Raw genomic sequence first — 17628 nt, forward strand, 5'->3', positions numbered from 1 at the left:
CGGCATCGCACCCGGTCGTCGGGGGAGGTCAGGCGGCGAGTGTCCGGTTGTTCTGCCAGGCGACGCCGATTTTCTCGAAATAGCTTGCCATGCGTTCGCTGCCGCTGTCGGTCAGGCGGACGATCGTCCGGCGGCGGTCGCGTTCGTCGATCGAACGCTGCGCCAGCCCAAGCCGCTCCAGCGTGGTGATCATCCGCAACCCCGACGACAGCGGCACCCCGGCGCCGGTCGCCAGATCGCTGGCGCTGAGCGCGCGGCCGTGGCTTTCGGCCAGCATCAGATCGAGCATCATGTCCCAGATCGGCCCCGCCAATTCCGCGCTGGCGAAATGATTGCGCCGGATGCGCCGCATCTGGATGCTGAGCGACAGCTGGTTCAGCAGCACCGACTGCGGCGAAGCATCGCCGGCACCGTTACGATAAGTGGGGGTCGCCGACAATTCGCCACCGCGGCCCGCGAGCAGCTCGTGGATCTCGTCGATACGCGACTTTAGCTCGGCAACTTCTTGGTTCGAAAATTGCTGCATGCGCGGAAACCCCTTGGGGTGCCACAAACATCAGGCCGTAGCGTCACGGTTCCGATTGGACGAACTTGCTGCATAGATGATCAACAGCAGGATCGGGTACGATATATAAACGGACAGGAGCGAATAGGGTCGCGCCAATATCTCCGAAAACATGAACTTCTGCAGATGACCAAAGATGGCGATCAATTGCCAGCCGGTGATCCAATAGGGCCAGAAGCTTTGCGTTTTCAATGCGATGAACCAGAAGCTGATCAGCACCAGCACATCGATGACGAAGATATTCAGTTCAATATCGGTCCAGGTCGGAAAGGGTGACAAGGCACTGGTGAGAACTGAAGCGATCAGGGCGGTATAGGCCGCCCACCGCTCCAACGGGCCGCCGCGTCGGATCGCGACGGCAACCGTTATGAGCAGTACCAGATAGTAGATCGCCACGGACCACATTGTGGCTGCTAACCCTTCCTGATAATCAAACGGCCTGCGCGAACGGGACCGCGGCGACTTCGGCCCCCGCCTGATCGTTGCTGCCTTCGTCGACCAGCTTGGCGCTGGCGGGCTTCACCCCGGCACCGAACATGCGCGTTCCCAGGCCCACTTCCTTTTGCGTTACCGTCAGCGCGAGATGCGCGTCGGTGAGCAGCTGGCGGACTTCGCCGGCGGCGGCGAGCGCATGGGCCACCTTGGACATCGCGGTCTGGCCGACGATCGCCGACATGTTGGTGTCGCGGCGCGCGGTGGGCAGGGTGGCGGCCAGCTGGGCGATACGGATCATCGCTTCGTCGATGGCGTCTTCGGCCTGGTGCAGGTCGGCTGCGATTTTCTTGGCTGCCGAAACTCGTTCATTCAGCATTTTCTTTTTCCTTGAAAAAGAATGCCACCGGTTTCCCCCCCGTAGCATTCGGTTCGGACTCAGGTCATCACCCGGCCAAGTCCGACAAGGATCGAATAGAGAGCGGAGAAAGCCAAAATGGTCGCGAATGCAATCAAGATTGGCCAGATTATCCTTTCCATCAACCCATGCCGGTTGGCCGGCTGGGACGCGGTCGGGAACGGCGAACCGATGTCGAATAGTCGCCGCAACGAACTGCGCCCCGGCTCGGCATCGGGGGGCGCGGGTGCGTCGCCTAGGTCGATCAATTGATATGTCAAAGGCTGATAAGGGGTAACATGATCGAAGACACCGTTAACCGCCAAAATGCGCGCCGCCTCTATCCTGTTGGAAGCATTGAGTTTTTTTAGTGACCGTCGCACCCTTTCGTCCACCGTATGCGGCGAAACATTCATCAGGCGCGCGATTTGTTTGGAATTTTTGTGCTCATAAACGTGCCGCAGCGTTTCAATCTGCGCGACAGACAGCAGGCTGATGTAATTGTCGGGATCGCCGTGCACGGGATTTGAATAGAGCATCACGAGTCGAAATCAAGTTTGGTGGCGGCAACATCCGGCCGCGCAACGCTCGACCGAAACGAAAGTTTTCCCCCAAAAATGCTCGCTTCGCGGCGATTGGCGCCCTTTGCACTCCCCCTGCCCCAAGGCAAATTATTTTTTTGCGCGCAAATTGTTTGATGTCTGACGAATCACCTGCACCGGGCGTCAGTTGCGTCGTTCGACGAGCCCGCGCGCGATCACCTGCGCCTGAATCTCCGCCGCGCCTTCAAAAATGTTGAGGATGCGCGCATCGCACAGCACACGGCTGATTTCATATTCCAGCGCATAGCCGTTGCCGCCATGGATCTGCAGGCTGGCGTCGGCGTTCGACCAGGCGGTGCGCGCGGCGAGCAGCTTTGCCATGCCCGCCTCGATGTCGCAGCGCTTGCCGCTGTCCTTCGCCCGCGCGGCGGCGTAGCTCAGCTCGCGCGCGGTGACGAAATCGACCAGGCTCATCGCCAACTTGTCGGCGACGCGCGGAAACTGCACGATCGCCCGGCCAAACTGCTTGCGGTTCAAGGCATAATCGCGCCCCAGCTCGAGCGCGCGCCGCGCCACGCCGACGGCGCGCGCCGCGGTTTGGATGCGCGCGCCCTCGAATGTGCGCATCAGTTGCTTGAACCCCTGCCCCTCTTCGCCGCCGAGCAGCGCATCGGCGGGCGCCGTCATCGCGTCGAATTGCAGCGCATATTCGCGCATGCCGCGATAGCCGAGCACTTCGATCTCGCTGCCGCTCATCCCCTGCGCCGGAAACGGATCGGTTTCGGTCCCGCGCGGTTTGGGCACCAGCAGCATCGACAGTCCGGCATAACCCTTCGCATCGGGCAAGGTGCGCGCGAGCAGGGTCATCAGATCCGAGCGCGCGGCGTGAGTGATCCACGTCTTCGCGCCGTCGATGACCCATGCGCCGCCAGCATCGCGCCGCGCCCGGGTCTGGAGCGCGCCGAGGTCCGATCCGACGTCGGGTTCGGTGAATACTGCGGTGGGCAGGATTTCGCCGCTCGCGATCCTTGGCAGCCATTCCGCCTTTTGCGCATCGATGCCGCCCGTCGCGATCAGCTCGCCCGCAATTTCCGACCGCGTGCCGAGCGATCCGGCGCCGATCCAGCCGCGCGACAATTCCTCGGTGACGATACACATCACCAGCTTCGAGAGGCCGAGCCCGCCGAACGCCTCGGGGATGCAGACGCCGAAGGTGCCGAGATCGGCCATCGCGCGGACCGTGGCGTCTGGGATCAGATCGTTGGCAAGGTGCCAGCGATGCGCGTGCGGTATGATTTCGGCGTCGGTGAAACGACGAAACTGGTCGCGGATCGCATCGAGGTCGGCATCGTGCAGCGTCTCGCTGGGCCAATCGCCACCCGCCAGCGCCGCCGCCACTTCGGCGCGCAGCGCGGCATGGTCGGCGTCGAGCAGGTCGGCGCAAGCATCAGCGAGTGTCCGCGCCCCGAGGCCTATGCCAAGGTCGGCAGGCCGGAACATCTCGTTCTGCCCCATCGGCAAGCCGCCGACGAGCTGGCCGATCCCTTCGGCAAAGGCGAGCGTCGCGATCTTGGCGTCGAGCGGGTTGGCGCCCTGCCCGGCCTCGACCCAGCCCTGCACCGCTTCGAGTGCCGCCACCGTCGTCGCGACCCAGGCAAAGCCGTGCGCGGCGCGCTGCTCCTGATCGATCGGCCGTTCGGCCAGCCGTGCAGCGAGCGCGGTTTGTGCCGTCACCCGATAGGCCTGTGCGGCAGCCATCGCGCTGTTCATATCCGCACACATCGTCACGGCTCGACCGCCTTTTCTTCATCACCCCGGACTTGATCCGGGGTCCATGACTTCAGCGCCGCAATGGACCCCGGATCAAGTCCGGGGTGACGAGGAGGAAGGGTCTGGTTCAATTTGACCGGCTGGCGCTTGGTGATGCGCTGCTCAAACCGCGCGCTCGAAGATCGCGGCGATGCCCTGCCCGCCGCCGATGCACATCGTCTCCAGCCCGTAACGCCCGTCGCGGCGCACCAGCTCGCGCGTCAAATTCGCCAGGATGCGCCCACCAGTCGCGCCGATCGGGTGGCCAAGTGAAATGCCCGAGCCGTTGACGTTGAGGATCTCGTTGCGGCTGTCGTCGCCCGACCATCCCCAGCCTTTCAGCACTGCGAGCACCTGCGGCGCGAACGCTTCGTTCAATTCCACGAGGTCAATGTCGCTCCACCCCAGCCCGGTGCGTGCAAACAGGCGCTCCACCGCCGGTACCGGACCGATCCCCATCCGGCTGGGGTCGCAGCCCGCCGCCGCCCAGCTGTGGAACCAGGCGATCGGTTCAAGCCCGAGTTCATCGAGCTTGTCCTCGGCGACGACGAGACATGCGGCCGCGGCGTCATTCTGCTGGCTGGCATTGCCCGCGGTTACCACCGCGCCGGGGATCGTCTTTGCCTCGATCGCGCGCAACGCACCCAAGGATTCAAGCGTCGCATCGGCGCGATAGCCCTCGTCATGCGCAAAGATCACCGGATCGCCCTTGCGCTGCGGCACCGCGACCGGGACCAGCTCGTCGTCGAACAGGCCCTTCGCCCATGCCGCCGCGGCGCGCTGATGGCTCTGCACCGCATAGGCGTCGGCGGCCTCGCGCGTGATGCCATAATCCTTCGCCAGATTTTCGGCCGTCTCGATCATCCCGCTGATCACCCCGAAACGCTCGATCGGCTGCGACATCAACCGTCCGCGGGTCAGCCGGTCGTGCAACACCAGATTGCCGGCGCGCACGCCCTTGCGCACATCGATGCTGTAATGTTCGACGTTCGACATCGATTCGACCCCGCCCGCAACGACGACGTCGGACATGCCGGTCTGGACCATCATCGCGGCGTTGGCGATTGCCTGCAGCCCCGATCCGCAGCGGCGGTCGAGCTGATAGCCGGGCACTTCGAGCGGCAGGCCCGCGGCGAGCCACGACCAATGGCCGATGCTCGGCGCCTCGCCATTGCCATAGCCTTGCGAGAACACGACATCGTCGACCCGCGCCGGATCGATCTTCGTCCGCTCGACCAGCGCCTTGAGCACCACCGCGCCAAGCTGCCCGGCATCAAGGCTGGCGAGCGCGCCGCCGAATTTGCCGACGGCGGTACGGATCGGGGCAACGATGGCGGCGCGGCGCAGGGTCATGTCATTCTCCAGATTTGCTTGTCGGATCAAATAATTTCGCTGTTCCCCCGCGAAGGCGGGGGTCCATCGTCCGATCGGTGCCGTCATCGCCAACGGTCGCCGAGTGACGAGAGGGTCGGTGATGGACCCCCGCCTTCGCGGGGGAACAGAAAAGGATTGAATCCATCTCAGGCCACCCCGACGATACCAGCATCGATCAGCCGGGCAATCTCGCCCGACGGCAGCGACAGGCGGTCGGCCAGAATTTCCTCGCTATGCTGCCCGTTGCGCGGCGCCGGGCGCGGCGGCTGGCGCGCATCGTGCGGCAAGGTCGCAAAGGCGCCCGCGGCGGGATAGCCAAAACCGCTGGGGTTGTCGGCTTGCCCGAAGATCGGATTGTCCGCGACCAGCGTCGGATCCTGCACGGCATCGAGCATCGTGCGATAGGGCGAATGAACGATCCCGCCCGCGTCGAAAGCGGCGGCGAGATCGGCATGGTTGCGGCTTGCGATCGCGCGCTCGAACAGCGGATAGAGCGCGTCGCGATGGGTGAAGCGGACGCCGTCGTCGGTCGCAAAGGACACCCCGCGCGCCGCCTCGACCGCGGCAATCGCATCGCCCAGCCCCAGCGCGGCGACCAGATTGGTCCATTGGCGCGGCGTCACGACGACGATCATCGTCCGCTGGCCGTCGGCGGTGACGAAATCGCGCCCGAACAGGCCATAGACCGCGTTGCCAAGCCGCGGACGGTTGGCGCCGCTGTACAGCACCTCGGCGACCCCGCCGAGATTGGCGACGGTGCCGATCGCGACATCGGACAGCGGTACCCGCACTTCTCCACCCTTGCCCGTAACAGTCCGCCGCTGGATCGCGGCAAGCAGCGCAAAGGCGGCATAAGCGCCGCTGAGCAGATCCCATGCAGGCAGCACATGGTTGACCGGTTCGGGGCCGGTGCCGGTGAGCATCGGATAGCCGACGCTGTTGTTCACCGTATAGTCGAGCGCGGGCGACCCGTCGGCCCAGCCCATGACGCGGACGGTGATCAGGTCAGGCCGTTCCGCCGCCAGCACTTCGTGCGCCAGAAAGCCCCCGACCGGGAAATTGGTGATGAACTGGCCCGTCGCGCGCACCAGCGCCTGCAACAACTCGCGCCCCTCGCCTCGCCCGAGATCGAGCGCGACCGATTTTTTGGCGCGGTTGAGATTTTCCCAATAGAGCGAGTCATTGCCGTCGGTCACCGGCCAGCGGCGAAAATCGGGACCGCCGCCAATCTGGTCGACGCGGATCACCTCGGCCCCCATCTGCGCGCAATAGAGCCCGGCGGTCGGCGAGGCGACGAAGGACGAGGCTTCGATCACCGACAGGCCGTTCAGCAGGTCGTACATCCGCTCCTATTCCCTCTCGCGCGGCGCCGACATCGGCACGACCGGGCATCTGGCGCAGCCGCGCGCGCGAGTCAAACGGGTCGGGCTCAAAGGATCGGCAGCTCGTTCGTCGATTTAATTTCGGACAGCGCCACGGTCGAATTGATTTCCTGCACTCCGGGCAGCTTGCTCAATTTGTCGAAGAAGAACGCCTCATAGGCATCGATGTCCCGCGCGACGATGCGCAGCATGAAGTCCATATTGCCCATCAGCACATAGGCGCCGAGCACTTCGGGAAAGGCCGCGATCGCGTTGCTGAACTCGTCGAGGTTGGCGCGGCCGTGCGCGTTGAGCTTGACCTGCGCAAAAATATGCGCGTGCAGCCCGACCTTGCGCCGGTCGACGACCGCGACCCGCCCCTTGATATAGCCGTCGCGTTCGAGCCGGTCGATGCGGCGCCAGCAGGGCGACGGCGACAGCCCGACGCGCTCGGCAAGCTCGGCGGTGGTCAGGCTGGCATCGCGCTGCAGCTCGCGGATGATATTCTTCTCGAAGGGATCAAGATCGGTCATTTCAACCTCAATTTTCTCAATTTTGAGAAGCTTTGACCGTCATAACGCCAAAAACTCGAAATATCGAGCAAGATTGACCTGCTCCGGTCTGCGATAACAGGCGCAGAGCAGGAGACTATCATGGTTGTGCAATTTTCGGGGCGCTTGCCCGCCGTCGAAACCGTCCGTCTGGAGGACCGGAGCGCCGGGCTCGATGGCGTCATCGTCGTCCATTCGACGACATTGGGGCCGGGCGCCGGGGGCTGCCGCCTGTGGCATTATCCCGACCTGGACCGGGCGTTCACCGACGCCTTCCGGCTCGCCGAGGGGATGAGTTACAAGAATGCGATGGCCGGGCTGCCCTTTGGCGGCGCCAAGGCGGTGCTCCGCCGCCCCGACGGCCCGTTCGACCGCGCCGCGCTGTTCGCCGCCTTTGGCCGCGCGGTCGAGGCGCTGGGCGGACGTTATGTCACCGCCGAAGATGTCGGCACGACCGTCGCCGACATGCAGGACGTAGCCCGCGAGACACGCCATGTCGCGGGGCTGGCCGCGGTCGGCGCCGCGGCGGGCGGCGATCCGTCGCCGTGGACCGCCGCGGGTGTGTTCGGGGCGATCGAGGCGGGCGCCGCCTTTGCGCTCGGCGCGGACCTCAGGGGGCTGACCGTCGCGGTGCAGGGGACCGGCAATGTCGGCGCAGAGCTGTGCCGCCGCCTCGCCGATGCCGGGGCACGGCTGGTCATCGCCGATGTCGCGCCCGGCCGCCGCGACCGGCTCGCCACGATCCTCGGCGCGCGCGTCGTCGGCGCCGATGCGATCGCGGCGGTCGAGGCCGATATCTTCGCGCCCTGCGCGCTGGGCGGCGTCCTCGACGAACCGGCTGTCGCGGCGATGAAGGCGAAGCTGGTGTGCGGCGGCGCCAACAACCAGCTCGCGACCCCCGAAGTCGCGGGCCTGCTACGCGACCGCGGCATCACCTATGTGCCCGACTATGTCGCCAACGCGGGCGGGATCATCAGCGTTTCGGCGGAATATCTGGGCGAAAGCGCCGCCAGCGTCGCGAGCCGGGTCGCGCAGATCGGCCCGCGCGTCGCCGCCATCCTGGAAGAAGCTTCGCGCCGCGGCCTGTCGCCCGCGACCGTTGCCGACGAAACCGCCGAGCGGCTGATCGCTTCGGCGGGCCGGATCGCGGCGTGAAGCGGCAGTTCCGGATCGTCGCCTATCCCGATCCGCAAACGCTGCCGCGCATCATCGGCGTGTTCGCGCAGCGGTCGCTGATTCCCGCCATATTGGCGGCACGTCTGTGCGACGGCTTGTTCCAGATCGAGGTCGGGTTCGACGATCTCGACCCGGCCACCGCCGCGATCGTTACCGCAAAACTGCACGAAGCAGTGCTGGTCGCCAGCGCGCGCTGCGACGTTGCGGAAACCCCCAAGGACAGCTGCGGCGCAGCAGCCACACCGACCGCCGCCGCGGCATGATGAGCCGCGCCGAAGGCGGAATCGTAGGAAGTTGGGGAAATGGCGCACCCGAAGGGATTCGAACCCCTGGCCTCTGCCTTCGGAGGGCAGCGCTCTATCCAGCTGAGCTACGGGTGCCAATAGAGCGCGGCCTCTAGCAAGAGCGCGGCCCGGCAGCAATGGCCTATCGACCGCGGCGCGGCAATGTGCAAAGCGGCGCCATGGGCATGGGGACCGCGGCGTGAACGCATCATCCGAACGAAGCTGGCCGATGGCCGCCGACCTGTATGGCGAAATGCAGCTCGAGGCGCATCCGCCGGCCCGGCGGCGCTGGCGCGACTATCTGCCGGGGGTGCTCGTCACCGCGATCGCGGCGCTCGCCGCCGCCTGGCTCGCCGACCATTATGCGGCGCCGCTCGTGCTGATGGGGCTGCTGATCGGCCTCGCGATGAGTTTTCTGTCGCAGGACCGGCGGACGCACGCGGGGCTCGATTTGATGTCGCAGACCGCGCTTCGCATCGGGATCGTGCTCGTCGGGGCGCGGATCACCGCCGATCAGCTCGCCGAACTAGGGCCGCTGCCCTTCGCGCTGCTGGTGTTGATCATGCTCGCGGTGATCGTGGTCACCGTCGCGACCGCGCGGCTGTTCGCGCAGGATCGCCACGCGGCGCTGCTGGCGGGCGGCGCCACCGCAATCTGCGGCGCATCGGCGGCGCTCGCACTCTGGTCGCTGATCGGTGACAAGCGCGTCGACCAGGCGCGGTTCACGCTGACCCTGGTCGGGATCACCGTCGCCAGCGCCTTCGCGATGACGCTCTATCCGGTGCTCGCCGCCGAGTTGCAACTGACCGACGCGCAGGCGGGGTTCCTGATCGGGGCGTCAATCCATGACGTCGCGCAAGCGATCGGCGGCGGCTTTTCCTTCTCAGCCGCCGCGGGCGAGGTCGCGACGATCGTCAAGCTGACCCGCGTCGCGCTGCTCGCGCCGATGCTGATGCTGGTGGCGCTGTGGCTGGGACGCCGCGACGAAGGCGATGGCGCGCGCAAGATCCCGCTACGTCTGCCCTGGTTCATCGTCGGTTTTCTAGCGATCGCCGCGCTCAATTCGCTCGTGGAAATCCCCGCATCCGTTCAAGATGGCGCGGCGACCAGCGCGCAGGCACTCCTCCTGCTCGCAATCGTCGCCACCGCGATGAAGGCGCGGCTGCACCTGCTGCTCGATCAGGGATGGCGGAGCTTTGCACCGATCATCGTCGCGACGGTGACCAGTTTCCTGTTGTCGCTGGGTGGTGCATTGAGCCTGTGACGCCGCGACGTCACGCCATACCTCTGGAAGGATTTAGCTTTTCGGCAATGCCCAGCTGACGGTCAGCTGTGTCGCGCGGCGCGGGATGTCGAGCTTTGCTTCGCTGAAATTGACCTTTTCGTTGGGCGGCAGCATCCGCACCGGCGGCTTGATCGTCCAGCTATAGACGATCGTCCCCTGCGCATCGCGCAGTTCGGCGAGGATCGGCGGCACCCGCTGTTCGCGGTCGGTCGGATTGATGATCACCCCCGATGCGGCGAAATAGATCGTTCCGTCGGCGAGCTCGCGATGGTCCTGGTTGGGCGGCAGCTCGATCACCAGATCGGGTTCGGCAGCCATACCGGGCAGCCCTAAGCCTTGCGCCCAGCTGGGCAGGCCGAAATATGTGAGTCCAGCGGTTGCGGCGATCATCAGCACGGCGGCGCTCGCCGCGATCAGCGTCCAGCGCTTCGCCGGATTGCGCCGCGGGCGGCGGAAGGGCAGCGGCGCTTCGTCAACGACCGGGGGCGCCGCCCGCGGCGCCGGGTCGGCGGCAAAGGCTTCGGGCGGCGGCGGCGCGGGTTCGGCGACCGGGACCGGACGTTCGGGAAAAGAAGGAGCGGGTGCAGGTGCAGGTGCGGGCTCGCTTGCCGGAGCCGCAACCGGCTCGGCGACAGTCGCCGAAACGGTCGGATCGATCGTCGCGGGCTCCTGAAACCAGCTGTGACGGCAGCTTGCGCAGCGCACGGTGCGCCCGGTCGGCCCGATCGCGGTATCGGGTACGACATAACGGGTGCGGCAGGACGGGCAGGCGAGGATCATGGTCCCCTTCTAAACACGCTGATTCGCGGTGTTGCAAGTGCCGCGTCGCCGCAGGTCGCCCACTCCCCGCTTTACCTGACACTATTGCCGTGTAACAGGCGGGGCATGAGCGCCACCGCGCCCCGATTATGTCCCACGCTTCCCGCGCCGAACCGCGTGCGCGTGACGCCATGACCGACGCAGCCGCTCCGCGCCCCGGTGGCGCGATGGTCGAATTCGACGGGGTGGGCCTGCGTTATGGCCCCGATGCCGAAGTGCTGAGCGACATCAGCTTCAACCTGCAACCGGGCAGCTTCTATTTCCTGACCGGCGCCTCAGGCGCGGGCAAGACCTCGCTGCTCAAAATGCTCTACCTCGCACAGCGACCAAGCCGCGGCATCGTCCGGCTGTTCGGCGAAGATCTGGTGAGCATGCCGCGCCAGCGCCTGCCCGGCTTTCGCCGCCGGATCGGGGTGGTGTTCCAGGATTTCCGCCTGATCCCGCATCTGTCGGCGCGCGACAATATCGCGCTGCCGCTGCGGATCGCGGGGGTCGGCGAAGACGATCTGTCCGGGCCGGTCGGCGAAATGCTCAGCTGGATCGGCCTCGGCGACCGCGCCGAGGCCCACCCCGCGACACTGTCGGGCGGCGAGCAACAGCGCGTCGCGATCGCGCGCGCGGTGATCGCGCGCCCGCAATTGCTGGTCGCCGACGAACCGACGGGGAACGTCGATCCCGAAATGGCGACGCGCCTGTTGGGATTGTTCGAGGCGCTGAATCGCCTCGGGACCACCGTCGTGGTCGCCACGCACGACATTCACCTGATCAGCCGCATCGAAAATGCCCAGATGATGCGGCTCGAAAAGGGCCGCCTCGCCGACCCCACCGGCGCGCTGCGCTATCCGCCGGCGAACCGGGCATGACGGGCCGCCCATGATCATCCCGCGCGTTCCCGTCCAGCACCGCCGCCTGCTTCCCGATCGCCGCCTGTCGGGCCCGACCCCGTGGGTGATCGCGATCCTGATGATGCTGACCCTGCTCGCTGCGGCCGCCGGTGTCGGGCTGGCGCGATCGGCGAACGCGATCGGCAGCGCCATCGCCGGACGGGTCACGGTGCAGATCGTCACCCCCAACCCGGTGACCCGCGCCGAACAGGCCGCGGCGCTGCGCCGCGCCGCCGCCGCCCAGCCCTTTGTCCTGTCGGCGCGCGCGGTCGATCGCGAGGAGCTGCAGGCGACGCTCGGGCAATGGTTCGGCAGCGAAACAAACGGCGAAGGGGGCGACGATCCGGTGCTGAATTCGCTGCCGCTTCCGGCGCTCGTCGATATCGATTTTGTCGGCGAAAACCGTCGCCGCCACATGCAGGAGCTGCGCGCATTGGTCGCCGCCGAAGCCCCCGGCGCGCGGATCATTCCGCATGCCGAATGGCTGGGGCCGGTCGCCCAGCTGATCGGTTCGCTCGCATGGATCGCCGGCGCGCTCGTCATATTGATGACGCTCGCCAGCGCCGCGGTGGTGATCATGACTGCGCGTGCGGCGCTCGGCACCCATTTCGCGACGATCGAGATGCTCCACCTGATCGGCGCCACCGACCGCCAGATCACCCGGCTGTTCCAGCGGCGGATCGCGATCGACACCGCCTATGGCATCGCGCTGGGCACTGCGGTCGCCGCGGCGCTGTTGCTCCTGATCGGCTGGCAATGGGCGGGGGTCACCTCGGGGCTGGCGGCGACCGCGTCGCTGGGTCCGGGCGGCTGGGCGCTCTTGCTGGCGCTGCCGCTATTGGCTATCGCGCTCGCAGCCCTGACGGCGCGCCAGACGTTGCTCGCCGCGCTCAAGAAGATATTATGATCAAGCGCCTGCTTTCCCTTCTGTTTCTGGCTTGGGTGCTCGGCTTTGCATGGTTTGCGCTGCTGCCGCCGCTGCCCGCCGCGCCGCAAAAAACCGACGCCATCGTCGTGCTCACCGGTGGGCCGGGGCGCATCGACCGGGCGCTCGAACGGCTCGAGGCAGGCGACGCCAAGCGGCTGCTGATCAGCGGCGTCGCGCGCGAGGTGAAACCGCGCGAGCTGGCGGCGGAATATAAACGCCCGCAGGCCTTGTTCGATTGCTGCATCGCGCTAGGGTTCGAGGCCGAGGATACGCGTTCGAACGCGACCGAGGTCGCGACCTGGGTTGCGCGGCGCAACTATAAAAGCGTGCGGCTGGTGACCACCGACTGGCATATGCGCCGCGCCGAATATGAGATCGCCCGCGCGGTTGGCGACAAGGTGACGATCCTGCCCGACGCAGTGCGCAGCGAGCCCAATTTCGCCACGCTGTTTCGCGAATATCACAAATATCTCGCGGGGCTGGCGGGCGGCCTGCTCGGTCTGTAAGCGCAAGGCCGATGCGTTACATCTTTGCCCTGTTTCGATCGATCCTGTTCTGGATCCTGTTCGTCCTGATGAGCAGTTTCAGCTCGATCGGCGCCGTAATTTCGCTGCCGATCTCGCACCGTGCGACGATCTGGTTCGTGCGCGTCTGGGCGCAGTTCCACCGGCTGATCTGCCGCTTCGTGCTAGGCCAGAAAATCATCGTCGAGGGCGAGATGCCCGACATTCCGGCGCTCTATGTCTTCAAGCATGAGGGGGCATTCGAGACGATCGAGCAGCCCGGGCTATTCAAGCATCCGGCCGTCTTTGCCAAGGAACAGCTGTTCAACATCCCGGTCTGGGGGCAGGCGGCGCGCTTCTATGGCCTGATCCCGGTCGACCGCGACGGCGGCGGCAAGGCGATGCGCGCGATGCTGAATGCCGCCAAGGCCGCGCTGGCCAAGGATCGCCCGCTGGTGCTGTTCGCCGAGGGTACGCGGATTCCGCACGGGCTGGCGCCGCCGCTCCGCTCGGGATTTGCCGGCATCTACCGCCTGCTCGGCGTGCCGGTGATCCCGGTCGCGGTGAACAGCGGCATCGCCTATCCCCCGCGCCGCTGGGTCAAATGGCCCGGGACGATCACCTACAAGGTCGGTGAGACGATTCCGGCGGGACTGCCGCGCGAGGAGGCCGAGGAGCGCGTCTGGCGCGCGATCAATGCGCTGAACCCGCCCGAGGCGTTGCTCGAAGGCTATAAAGTCCCCTAATTCCCGTTCGTGTCGAGCCCTTCGACTGCCTTGGCAGGCGCTCAGGATAAACTTCGGCCGCAGGCCGAAGTCGAGACACGTGAAGACGTCGGCAGGGCGAGCGTATCTCGACTTCGCTCGATACGAACGGAGGTTGGGCGTGTGGTTTAGTGCTTCCGCCCGAAATCGGGCGCTGCGTCATCCTGCCCCTGTTCGATGATCGACCGGCGGATCGCGCGGGTGCGCGTGAACCAGTCTTCCAGCTTGGCGGCGTCGCCGCGGCGGATCGCCTGTTGCAGCACCGTCAGATCTTCGTTGAACCGCTGGAGCGTCGCCAGCACCGCGTCCTTGTTCGCCAGAAACACGTCGCGCCACATCACCGGGTCGCTCGCCGCGATGCGCGTGAAGTCGCGGAAACCGCCGGCCGAATATTTGATCACCTCGCTTTCGGTGACCTCCTCCAGCTCGCTTGCGGTCCCGACGATCGTATAGGCAATGAGGTGCGGCAGGTGGCTGGTTACCGCGAGCACCATGTCGTGGTGCGCGGCGTCCATGACGTCTACCTTGGCCCCCAGCGCTTCCCAGAAGGTCGTGAGCGCAGCCACTGCATCCTCGGGCGCGCCCGCACGCGGGGTGATGATGCACCAGCGCCCCTCGAACAGGCTGGCAAAGCCCGCGGCGGGACCGCTGTTTTCGGTGCCGGCAACCGGATGCGCGGGGATGACGATATGCCCGGGCAAGGCATGCGCCAGCGCTTCGGCCACACTCGCCTTCGACGATCCGACGTCGGAGATGATTGTATCCACCGCCAAACCGGGTGCGATCGCGCGCGCCGCGGCGGCCATGCCGCCAACCGGCACCGCCAAGATGACAAGATCGGCGCCCGCGACCGCCGCGTCGGCGCGGTCGGCGATGATGTCGCACAGTGCGAGTTGCTGCGCGACGTCGCGCACGTCGGCGTCGGCGTCATAGCCCGTCACGCTGACGCCCGGCAGCCGCGCCTTGATCGCGCGGGCAATCGACGATCCTATCAGGCCCAGGCCGATGATCGCCAATCGCTCGACCGGACGCCCCATCGATCAGCCGTTCAGCGCCGCGCGGATTGCCGCCGCGAGCCCGCGCGTCTCGTCCTCGGTGCCGATGGTCATGCGCAGCGCGTGCGGCAATCCCTGCCCCGGCAGCCAGCGGACGATATAGCCCGCCTCCATCAGCCGGTTATACACCGTCTCGGCGCTGACATCGCCCTCGAACAGCACGAGCAGGAAATTGCACGCCGACGGCACGACGCGCAGCCCGTGATTGCCCAGGCTCTCGATCTCCCGCGCCAGCCAGGCGCGCCATTTGGCGTTATGCGCGCGGCTGGCAGTCACAAATTCCTCATCGCCGATCGCCGCGATCGCCGCCGCCTGCCCCGCGCGCGTGACGTTGAACGGCAGGCGGATGCGGTGCAATGCCGAAATCACCTCTGCCGCCGCATAGCCCCAGCCGATGCGTTCGGCTGCGAGCCCGTGGATCTTGGAAAAGGTGCGGGTGATAAACACATTGGGCTGCGTCTTCGCGAGCTCGAGCCCGCCGTCATCCTCGGCATCCGACAGATATTCGGAATAGGCCTGGTCGATGACGAACAGCACATTCTTGGGCAGGCCCGCGTACAAGCGCGCAACCTCGTCGCGCGACGCCAGCGTGCCGGTCGGATTGTTCGGATTGGCGAGATAGACGACGCGCGTCTTGTCGGTCACTGCTGCGAGCAGCGCATCGACGTCGGTCGCATAGTCGCGGTCATCGGCCTCGACCGGGGTCGCCCCGACACGCCGCGCCGCAATCTCGTAAACCGCGAAACCGTAGCGAACATACAGGATCTCGTCGCCCGCGCCGGCATAGGTGCCCGCCGCCAGATGCAGCAGCTCGTCCGACCCGTTGCCGCAGATGATCCGCGCCGGATCGAGCCCGAACTTCGCCGCGATCGTGGCGCGCAGCTCGTTCGAGCCCGGATCGGGGTAGCGCGACAGCGCGTCGGCCGCGCCCTGCGCCGCCGCAAAGGCCGCGCGCGCCTTGGCACCCGTCCCGAGCGGATTTTCGTTGGCGCTCAGCTTGATCAGCGGGCGACCATCGGCTCCCGCCGATTTGCCGGGAACATAGGGGGCGATGCCGCTGATCCACGGCTTGGGCTCAAGGGTTTGCGTCGTGTCGGTCATGCCGCGCCGTTTAGCGCGTCAGCCGTCTGAGTCCAGTACGTTGACAGGGTGGCTGCACCCGCTTAGCCCCGCGCCCATCATGGCGAGCCTGCTCCACCAGATTCAGCACCAGAGCGTGACGATCGCGGCGCCGCTCGCGCTCGACAGCGGCCAGAGCCTGCCCGCGACGACGATCGCCTATCAAAGCTATGGCGCGCTCAACGCCGACAAGTCGAACGCGGTGCTGATCTGCCACGCGCTGACCGGCGACCAATATGTCGCGAGCGACCATCCGGCGACCGGCAAGCCCGGCTGGTGGGCGCGCATGGTCGGTCCCGGAAAGCCGATCGACACCGACCGCTTTCACGTCATCTGCGCCAATGTACTCGGTAGCTGCATGGGGTCGAGCGGCCCTGCGACCCCCGACGTCGCGACCGGCGCGCCGCTGGGCATGGCCTTTCCGGTTATCACGATCACCGACATGGTGCGCGCGCAGGCGCTGCTGCTCGACCATCTGGGGATCGCGCGGCTTCACGCCGTCGTCGGCGGGTCGATGGGCGGGATGCAGGCGCTCGCCTGGGCGGCGACCTATCCGCAGCGCCTCGGCTCGGCGCTCGTCATCGCCAGTGCGGCGCGCCATTCGGCGCAGAATATCGCGTTCCACGAAGTCGGACGGCAGGCGATCATGGCTGACCCCGATTGGCAGGACGGCCAATATTATGGCAGCACGCGCGCGCCCACCAAGGGGCTCGCGGTCGCGCGCATGGCGGCGCACATCACCTATTTGTCCGAGGAGGGGCTGACCGAGAAATTCGGCCGCCGCCTGCAGGCGCGCGACATCAAGAGCTTTGGTTTCGACGCCGATTTCCAGGTCGAATCCTATCTCCGCCATCAGGGGCTGGCCTTCACCGACCGTTTCGATGCCAACGCCTATCTCTATATCACCCGCGCGATGGATTATTTCGACCTTGCCGACCCGCACGACGGGCGGCTCGCCGGAGCCTTTGCCCGCGCAAAGGACGTGCGTTTCACCCTCGTCAGTTTCGACACCGACTGGCTGTACCCGACCTCGGAGTCGCGCCGCATCGTGCAGGCGCTGCAAAGCGTCGGTGCGGCGGCGAGCTTTGTCGAGCTGTCGGCGCCCTTCGGCCATGATTCCTTTTTGCTCGACGTCCCGGCGCTCGACCGCCTGGTTGCGGGCGCCCTGGGTTCCGGGTTCTGATGGCTCTCCGCCCCGATCTTGCGATCATCGCCGACGCCGTGCCGCCCGGCGCGCGCGTCCTTGACGTGGGTTGCGGCGATGGCGAGCTGATCGCGGCGCTGCGCGCCAAGGGCGTCGATGCGCGCGGGCTCGAGATCGACCCGGCAAACGTGACCGCGGCGATCGCGCGCGGCCAGTCGGTGGTGCAGGGCGATGCAAACCGCGACCTTGCCGACTATCCCGATGACGCTTTCGACTATGCGATCCTGTCGCAGACGCTGCAAACCACCGAACGCCCCGACCGGGTGGTCGACGAACTGCTGCGCATCGCGCCCCGCGCCTTCGTCAGCTTCCCCAATTTCGCGCACTGGCGCGTCCGGCTCGCGCTGCTCTGGAACGGCCGGATGCCGGTAACGCGGCTGCTCCCCGTCGCCTGGTATGAAACCCCGAACATCCACCATGTCACGGTCAGCGATTTTCGCGATCTCGTCCGCGCGAAAGGCATCCGGGTCGAACGCGTGTGGCACTTGTCGGGCGACAGGCCGACGAGCGATGCGGCGGCAAGCTGGCGCGCCGAACATGCGATTTTTCTAGTATCGCACTAAATGGCGGTCCGCC

Annotated in this window: 20 protein-coding genes and 1 tRNA gene; 9 read left to right on the forward strand and 12 right to left on the reverse strand. The window is 66.4% G+C overall.

The window, feature by feature from the left end:
* Window positions 1–28 precede the first annotated feature (28 nt).
* The 8 genes from G9408_RS14595 to G9408_RS14630 all read right to left on the reverse strand — a co-directional run bounded on the left by G9408_RS14595 (window position 29) and on the right by G9408_RS14630 (window position 7013).
* Window positions 29–526, reverse strand: coding sequence for a MarR family winged helix-turn-helix transcriptional regulator (locus G9408_RS14595; RefSeq protein ID WP_120217621.1), 498 nt, complete (start codon window positions 524–526; stop codon window positions 29–31).
* A gap of 30 nt (window positions 527–556) precedes the next feature.
* The gene (locus G9408_RS14600) at window positions 557–970 is read right to left on the reverse strand and encodes a hypothetical protein (protein ID WP_120217622.1); all 414 of its coding nucleotides are present in this window, start codon (window positions 968–970) and stop codon (window positions 557–559) included.
* Between the two features lie 25 nt (window positions 971–995).
* Window positions 996–1376 (reverse strand): hypothetical protein, encoded by a 381-nt coding sequence (locus tag G9408_RS14605; RefSeq protein WP_120217623.1) that lies wholly within the window; start codon window positions 1374–1376, stop codon window positions 996–998.
* A 59-nt stretch (window positions 1377–1435) separates the two neighbouring features.
* The gene (locus G9408_RS14610; protein ID WP_210423392.1) at window positions 1436–1933 is read right to left on the reverse strand and encodes a response regulator transcription factor; all 498 of its coding nucleotides are present in this window, start codon (window positions 1931–1933) and stop codon (window positions 1436–1438) included.
* Between the two features lie 186 nt (window positions 1934–2119).
* The gene (locus tag G9408_RS14615; protein ID WP_235957851.1) at window positions 2120–3706 is read right to left on the reverse strand and encodes an acyl-CoA dehydrogenase family protein; all 1587 of its coding nucleotides are present in this window, start codon (window positions 3704–3706) and stop codon (window positions 2120–2122) included.
* 162 nt (window positions 3707–3868) lie between these two features.
* Window positions 3869–5098 (reverse strand): acetyl-CoA C-acetyltransferase, encoded by a 1230-nt coding sequence (locus tag G9408_RS14620; protein WP_168454700.1) that lies wholly within the window; start codon window positions 5096–5098, stop codon window positions 3869–3871.
* A 167-nt stretch (window positions 5099–5265) separates the two neighbouring features.
* Window positions 5266–6462 carry a CoA transferase gene (locus G9408_RS14625; RefSeq protein ID WP_168454701.1) on the reverse strand — a complete coding sequence of 399 codons (1197 nt, stop codon included), beginning with the start codon at window positions 6460–6462 and terminating at the stop codon, window positions 5266–5268.
* Between the two features lie 86 nt (window positions 6463–6548).
* Window positions 6549–7013, reverse strand: coding sequence for an Lrp/AsnC family transcriptional regulator (locus tag G9408_RS14630; RefSeq protein ID WP_137869604.1), 465 nt, complete (start codon window positions 7011–7013; stop codon window positions 6549–6551).
* Between the two features lie 120 nt (window positions 7014–7133).
* On the opposite strand from G9408_RS14630, the gene G9408_RS14635 reads away from it, so the two are divergent.
* Complete coding sequence (locus G9408_RS14635) at window positions 7134–8186, forward strand: Leu/Phe/Val dehydrogenase (RefSeq protein ID WP_168454702.1); 1053 nt, start codon at window positions 7134–7136, stop codon at window positions 8184–8186.
* Window positions 8183–8470 (forward strand): hypothetical protein, encoded by a 288-nt coding sequence (locus G9408_RS14640; RefSeq protein WP_168454703.1) that lies wholly within the window; start codon window positions 8183–8185, stop codon window positions 8468–8470. Before G9408_RS14635 ends, G9408_RS14640 begins: the two co-directional genes overlap by 4 nt.
* Window positions 8471–8510: 40 nt before the next feature.
* On the opposite strand, the gene G9408_RS14645 is transcribed toward G9408_RS14640, so the two are convergent.
* Window positions 8511–8587, reverse strand: a tRNA-Arg gene (locus tag G9408_RS14645).
* A 133-nt stretch (window positions 8588–8720) separates the two neighbouring features.
* Here G9408_RS14645 and G9408_RS14650 point away from each other — a divergent pair.
* Window positions 8721–9755, forward strand: a complete 1035-nt coding sequence (locus G9408_RS14650) for a YeiH family protein (RefSeq protein ID WP_168454935.1) — start codon at window positions 8721–8723, stop codon at window positions 9753–9755.
* A 33-nt stretch (window positions 9756–9788) separates the two neighbouring features.
* Here the strand turns inward: G9408_RS14650 and G9408_RS14655 are convergent, their stop codons facing one another.
* Window positions 9789–10556, reverse strand: coding sequence for a zinc-ribbon domain-containing protein (locus G9408_RS14655; RefSeq protein ID WP_168454704.1), 768 nt, complete (start codon window positions 10554–10556; stop codon window positions 9789–9791).
* Window positions 10557–10726: 170 nt separating this feature from the next.
* On the opposite strand from G9408_RS14655, the gene ftsE reads away from it, so the two are divergent.
* Genes ftsE through G9408_RS14675 form a run of 4 tightly spaced genes read left to right on the forward strand, consistent with a single transcriptional unit; the run spans window position 10727 to window position 13656 of the window.
* Window positions 10727–11458, forward strand: a complete 732-nt coding sequence (ftsE, locus tag G9408_RS14660) for a cell division ATP-binding protein FtsE (RefSeq protein WP_120217632.1) — start codon at window positions 10727–10729, stop codon at window positions 11456–11458.
* Between the two features lie 10 nt (window positions 11459–11468).
* Window positions 11469–12386, forward strand: a complete 918-nt coding sequence (locus tag G9408_RS14665) for a cell division protein FtsX (RefSeq protein ID WP_168454705.1) — start codon at window positions 11469–11471, stop codon at window positions 12384–12386.
* A complete protein-coding gene (locus G9408_RS14670) occupies window positions 12383–12913 on the forward strand; it encodes a YdcF family protein (RefSeq protein ID WP_168454706.1) in 531 nt (176 codons plus the stop codon). The genes G9408_RS14665 and G9408_RS14670 overlap by 4 nt, the downstream gene beginning before the upstream one ends.
* Window positions 12914–12924: 11 nt before the next feature.
* Window positions 12925–13656 carry a lysophospholipid acyltransferase family protein gene (locus G9408_RS14675; RefSeq protein WP_168454707.1) on the forward strand — a complete coding sequence of 244 codons (732 nt, stop codon included), beginning with the start codon at window positions 12925–12927 and terminating at the stop codon, window positions 13654–13656.
* 146 nt (window positions 13657–13802) lie between these two features.
* On the opposite strand, the gene G9408_RS14680 is transcribed toward G9408_RS14675, so the two are convergent.
* Window positions 13803–14711 (reverse strand): prephenate/arogenate dehydrogenase family protein, encoded by a 909-nt coding sequence (locus tag G9408_RS14680; RefSeq protein ID WP_168454708.1) that lies wholly within the window; start codon window positions 14709–14711, stop codon window positions 13803–13805.
* A gap of 3 nt (window positions 14712–14714) precedes the next feature.
* A complete protein-coding gene (gene hisC, locus G9408_RS14685) occupies window positions 14715–15830 on the reverse strand; it encodes a histidinol-phosphate transaminase (RefSeq protein ID WP_168454709.1) in 1116 nt (371 codons plus the stop codon).
* Between the two features lie 79 nt (window positions 15831–15909).
* Here hisC and metX point away from each other — a divergent pair, with 79 nt between their 5' ends.
* On the forward strand, window positions 15910–17031 hold the full coding sequence (gene metX, locus G9408_RS14690; RefSeq protein WP_168454710.1) for a homoserine O-acetyltransferase MetX: 1122 nt from the start codon (window positions 15910–15912) through the stop codon (window positions 17029–17031).
* Complete coding sequence (metW, locus tag G9408_RS14695) at window positions 17031–17615, forward strand: methionine biosynthesis protein MetW (protein ID WP_168454711.1); 585 nt, start codon at window positions 17031–17033, stop codon at window positions 17613–17615. The genes metX and metW overlap by 1 nt, the downstream gene beginning before the upstream one ends.
* Window positions 17616–17628 lie beyond the last annotated feature (13 nt).

Origin of the sequence: Sphingopyxis microcysteis (assembly GCF_012274265.1) — a bacterium.
Lineage (GTDB): Bacteria > Pseudomonadota > Alphaproteobacteria > Sphingomonadales > Sphingomonadaceae > Sphingopyxis > Sphingopyxis microcysteis.

Bases quoted from the DNA above. Each gene is read 5' to 3' on its own strand.
- G9408_RS14675 (WP_168454707.1), top strand. From the start codon at position 12,925: ATGCGTTACATCTTTGCCCTGTTTCGATCGATCCTGTTCTGGATCCTG.
- G9408_RS14670 (WP_168454706.1), top strand. From the start codon at position 12,383: ATGATCAAGCGCCTGCTTTCCCTTCTGTTTCTGGCTTGGGTGCTCGGC.
- G9408_RS14605 (WP_120217623.1), bottom strand. From the start codon at position 1,376: ATGCTGAATGAACGAGTTTCGGCAGCCAAGAAAATCGCAGCCGACCTG.
- G9408_RS14655 (WP_168454704.1), bottom strand. From the start codon at position 10,556: ATGATCCTCGCCTGCCCGTCCTGCCGCACCCGTTATGTCGTACCCGAT.
- G9408_RS14665 (WP_168454705.1), top strand. From the start codon at position 11,469: ATGATCATCCCGCGCGTTCCCGTCCAGCACCGCCGCCTGCTTCCCGAT.
- G9408_RS14595 (WP_120217621.1), bottom strand. From the start codon at position 526: ATGCAGCAATTTTCGAACCAAGAAGTTGCCGAGCTAAAGTCGCGTATC.
- hisC (WP_168454709.1), bottom strand. From the start codon at position 15,830: ATGACCGACACGACGCAAACCCTTGAGCCCAAGCCGTGGATCAGCGGC.
- metX (WP_168454710.1), top strand. From the start codon at position 15,910: ATGGCGAGCCTGCTCCACCAGATTCAGCACCAGAGCGTGACGATCGCG.
- G9408_RS14600 (WP_120217622.1), bottom strand. From the start codon at position 970: ATGTGGTCCGTGGCGATCTACTATCTGGTACTGCTCATAACGGTTGCC.
- G9408_RS14680 (WP_168454708.1), bottom strand. From the start codon at position 14,711: ATGGGGCGTCCGGTCGAGCGATTGGCGATCATCGGCCTGGGCCTGATA.
- G9408_RS14620 (WP_168454700.1), bottom strand. From the start codon at position 5,098: ATGACCCTGCGCCGCGCCGCCATCGTTGCCCCGATCCGTACCGCCGTC.
- G9408_RS14650 (WP_168454935.1), top strand. From the start codon at position 8,721: ATGGCCGCCGACCTGTATGGCGAAATGCAGCTCGAGGCGCATCCGCCG.
- G9408_RS14610 (WP_210423392.1), bottom strand. From the start codon at position 1,933: ATGCTCTATTCAAATCCCGTGCACGGCGATCCCGACAATTACATCAGC.
- G9408_RS14630 (WP_137869604.1), bottom strand. From the start codon at position 7,013: ATGACCGATCTTGATCCCTTCGAGAAGAATATCATCCGCGAGCTGCAG.
- G9408_RS14615 (WP_235957851.1), bottom strand. From the start codon at position 3,706: ATGAACAGCGCGATGGCTGCCGCACAGGCCTATCGGGTGACGGCACAA.
- G9408_RS14625 (WP_168454701.1), bottom strand. From the start codon at position 6,462: ATGTACGACCTGCTGAACGGCCTGTCGGTGATCGAAGCCTCGTCCTTC.
- G9408_RS14635 (WP_168454702.1), top strand. From the start codon at position 7,134: ATGGTTGTGCAATTTTCGGGGCGCTTGCCCGCCGTCGAAACCGTCCGT.
- metW (WP_168454711.1), top strand. From the start codon at position 17,031: ATGGCTCTCCGCCCCGATCTTGCGATCATCGCCGACGCCGTGCCGCCC.
- ftsE (WP_120217632.1), top strand. From the start codon at position 10,727: ATGACCGACGCAGCCGCTCCGCGCCCCGGTGGCGCGATGGTCGAATTC.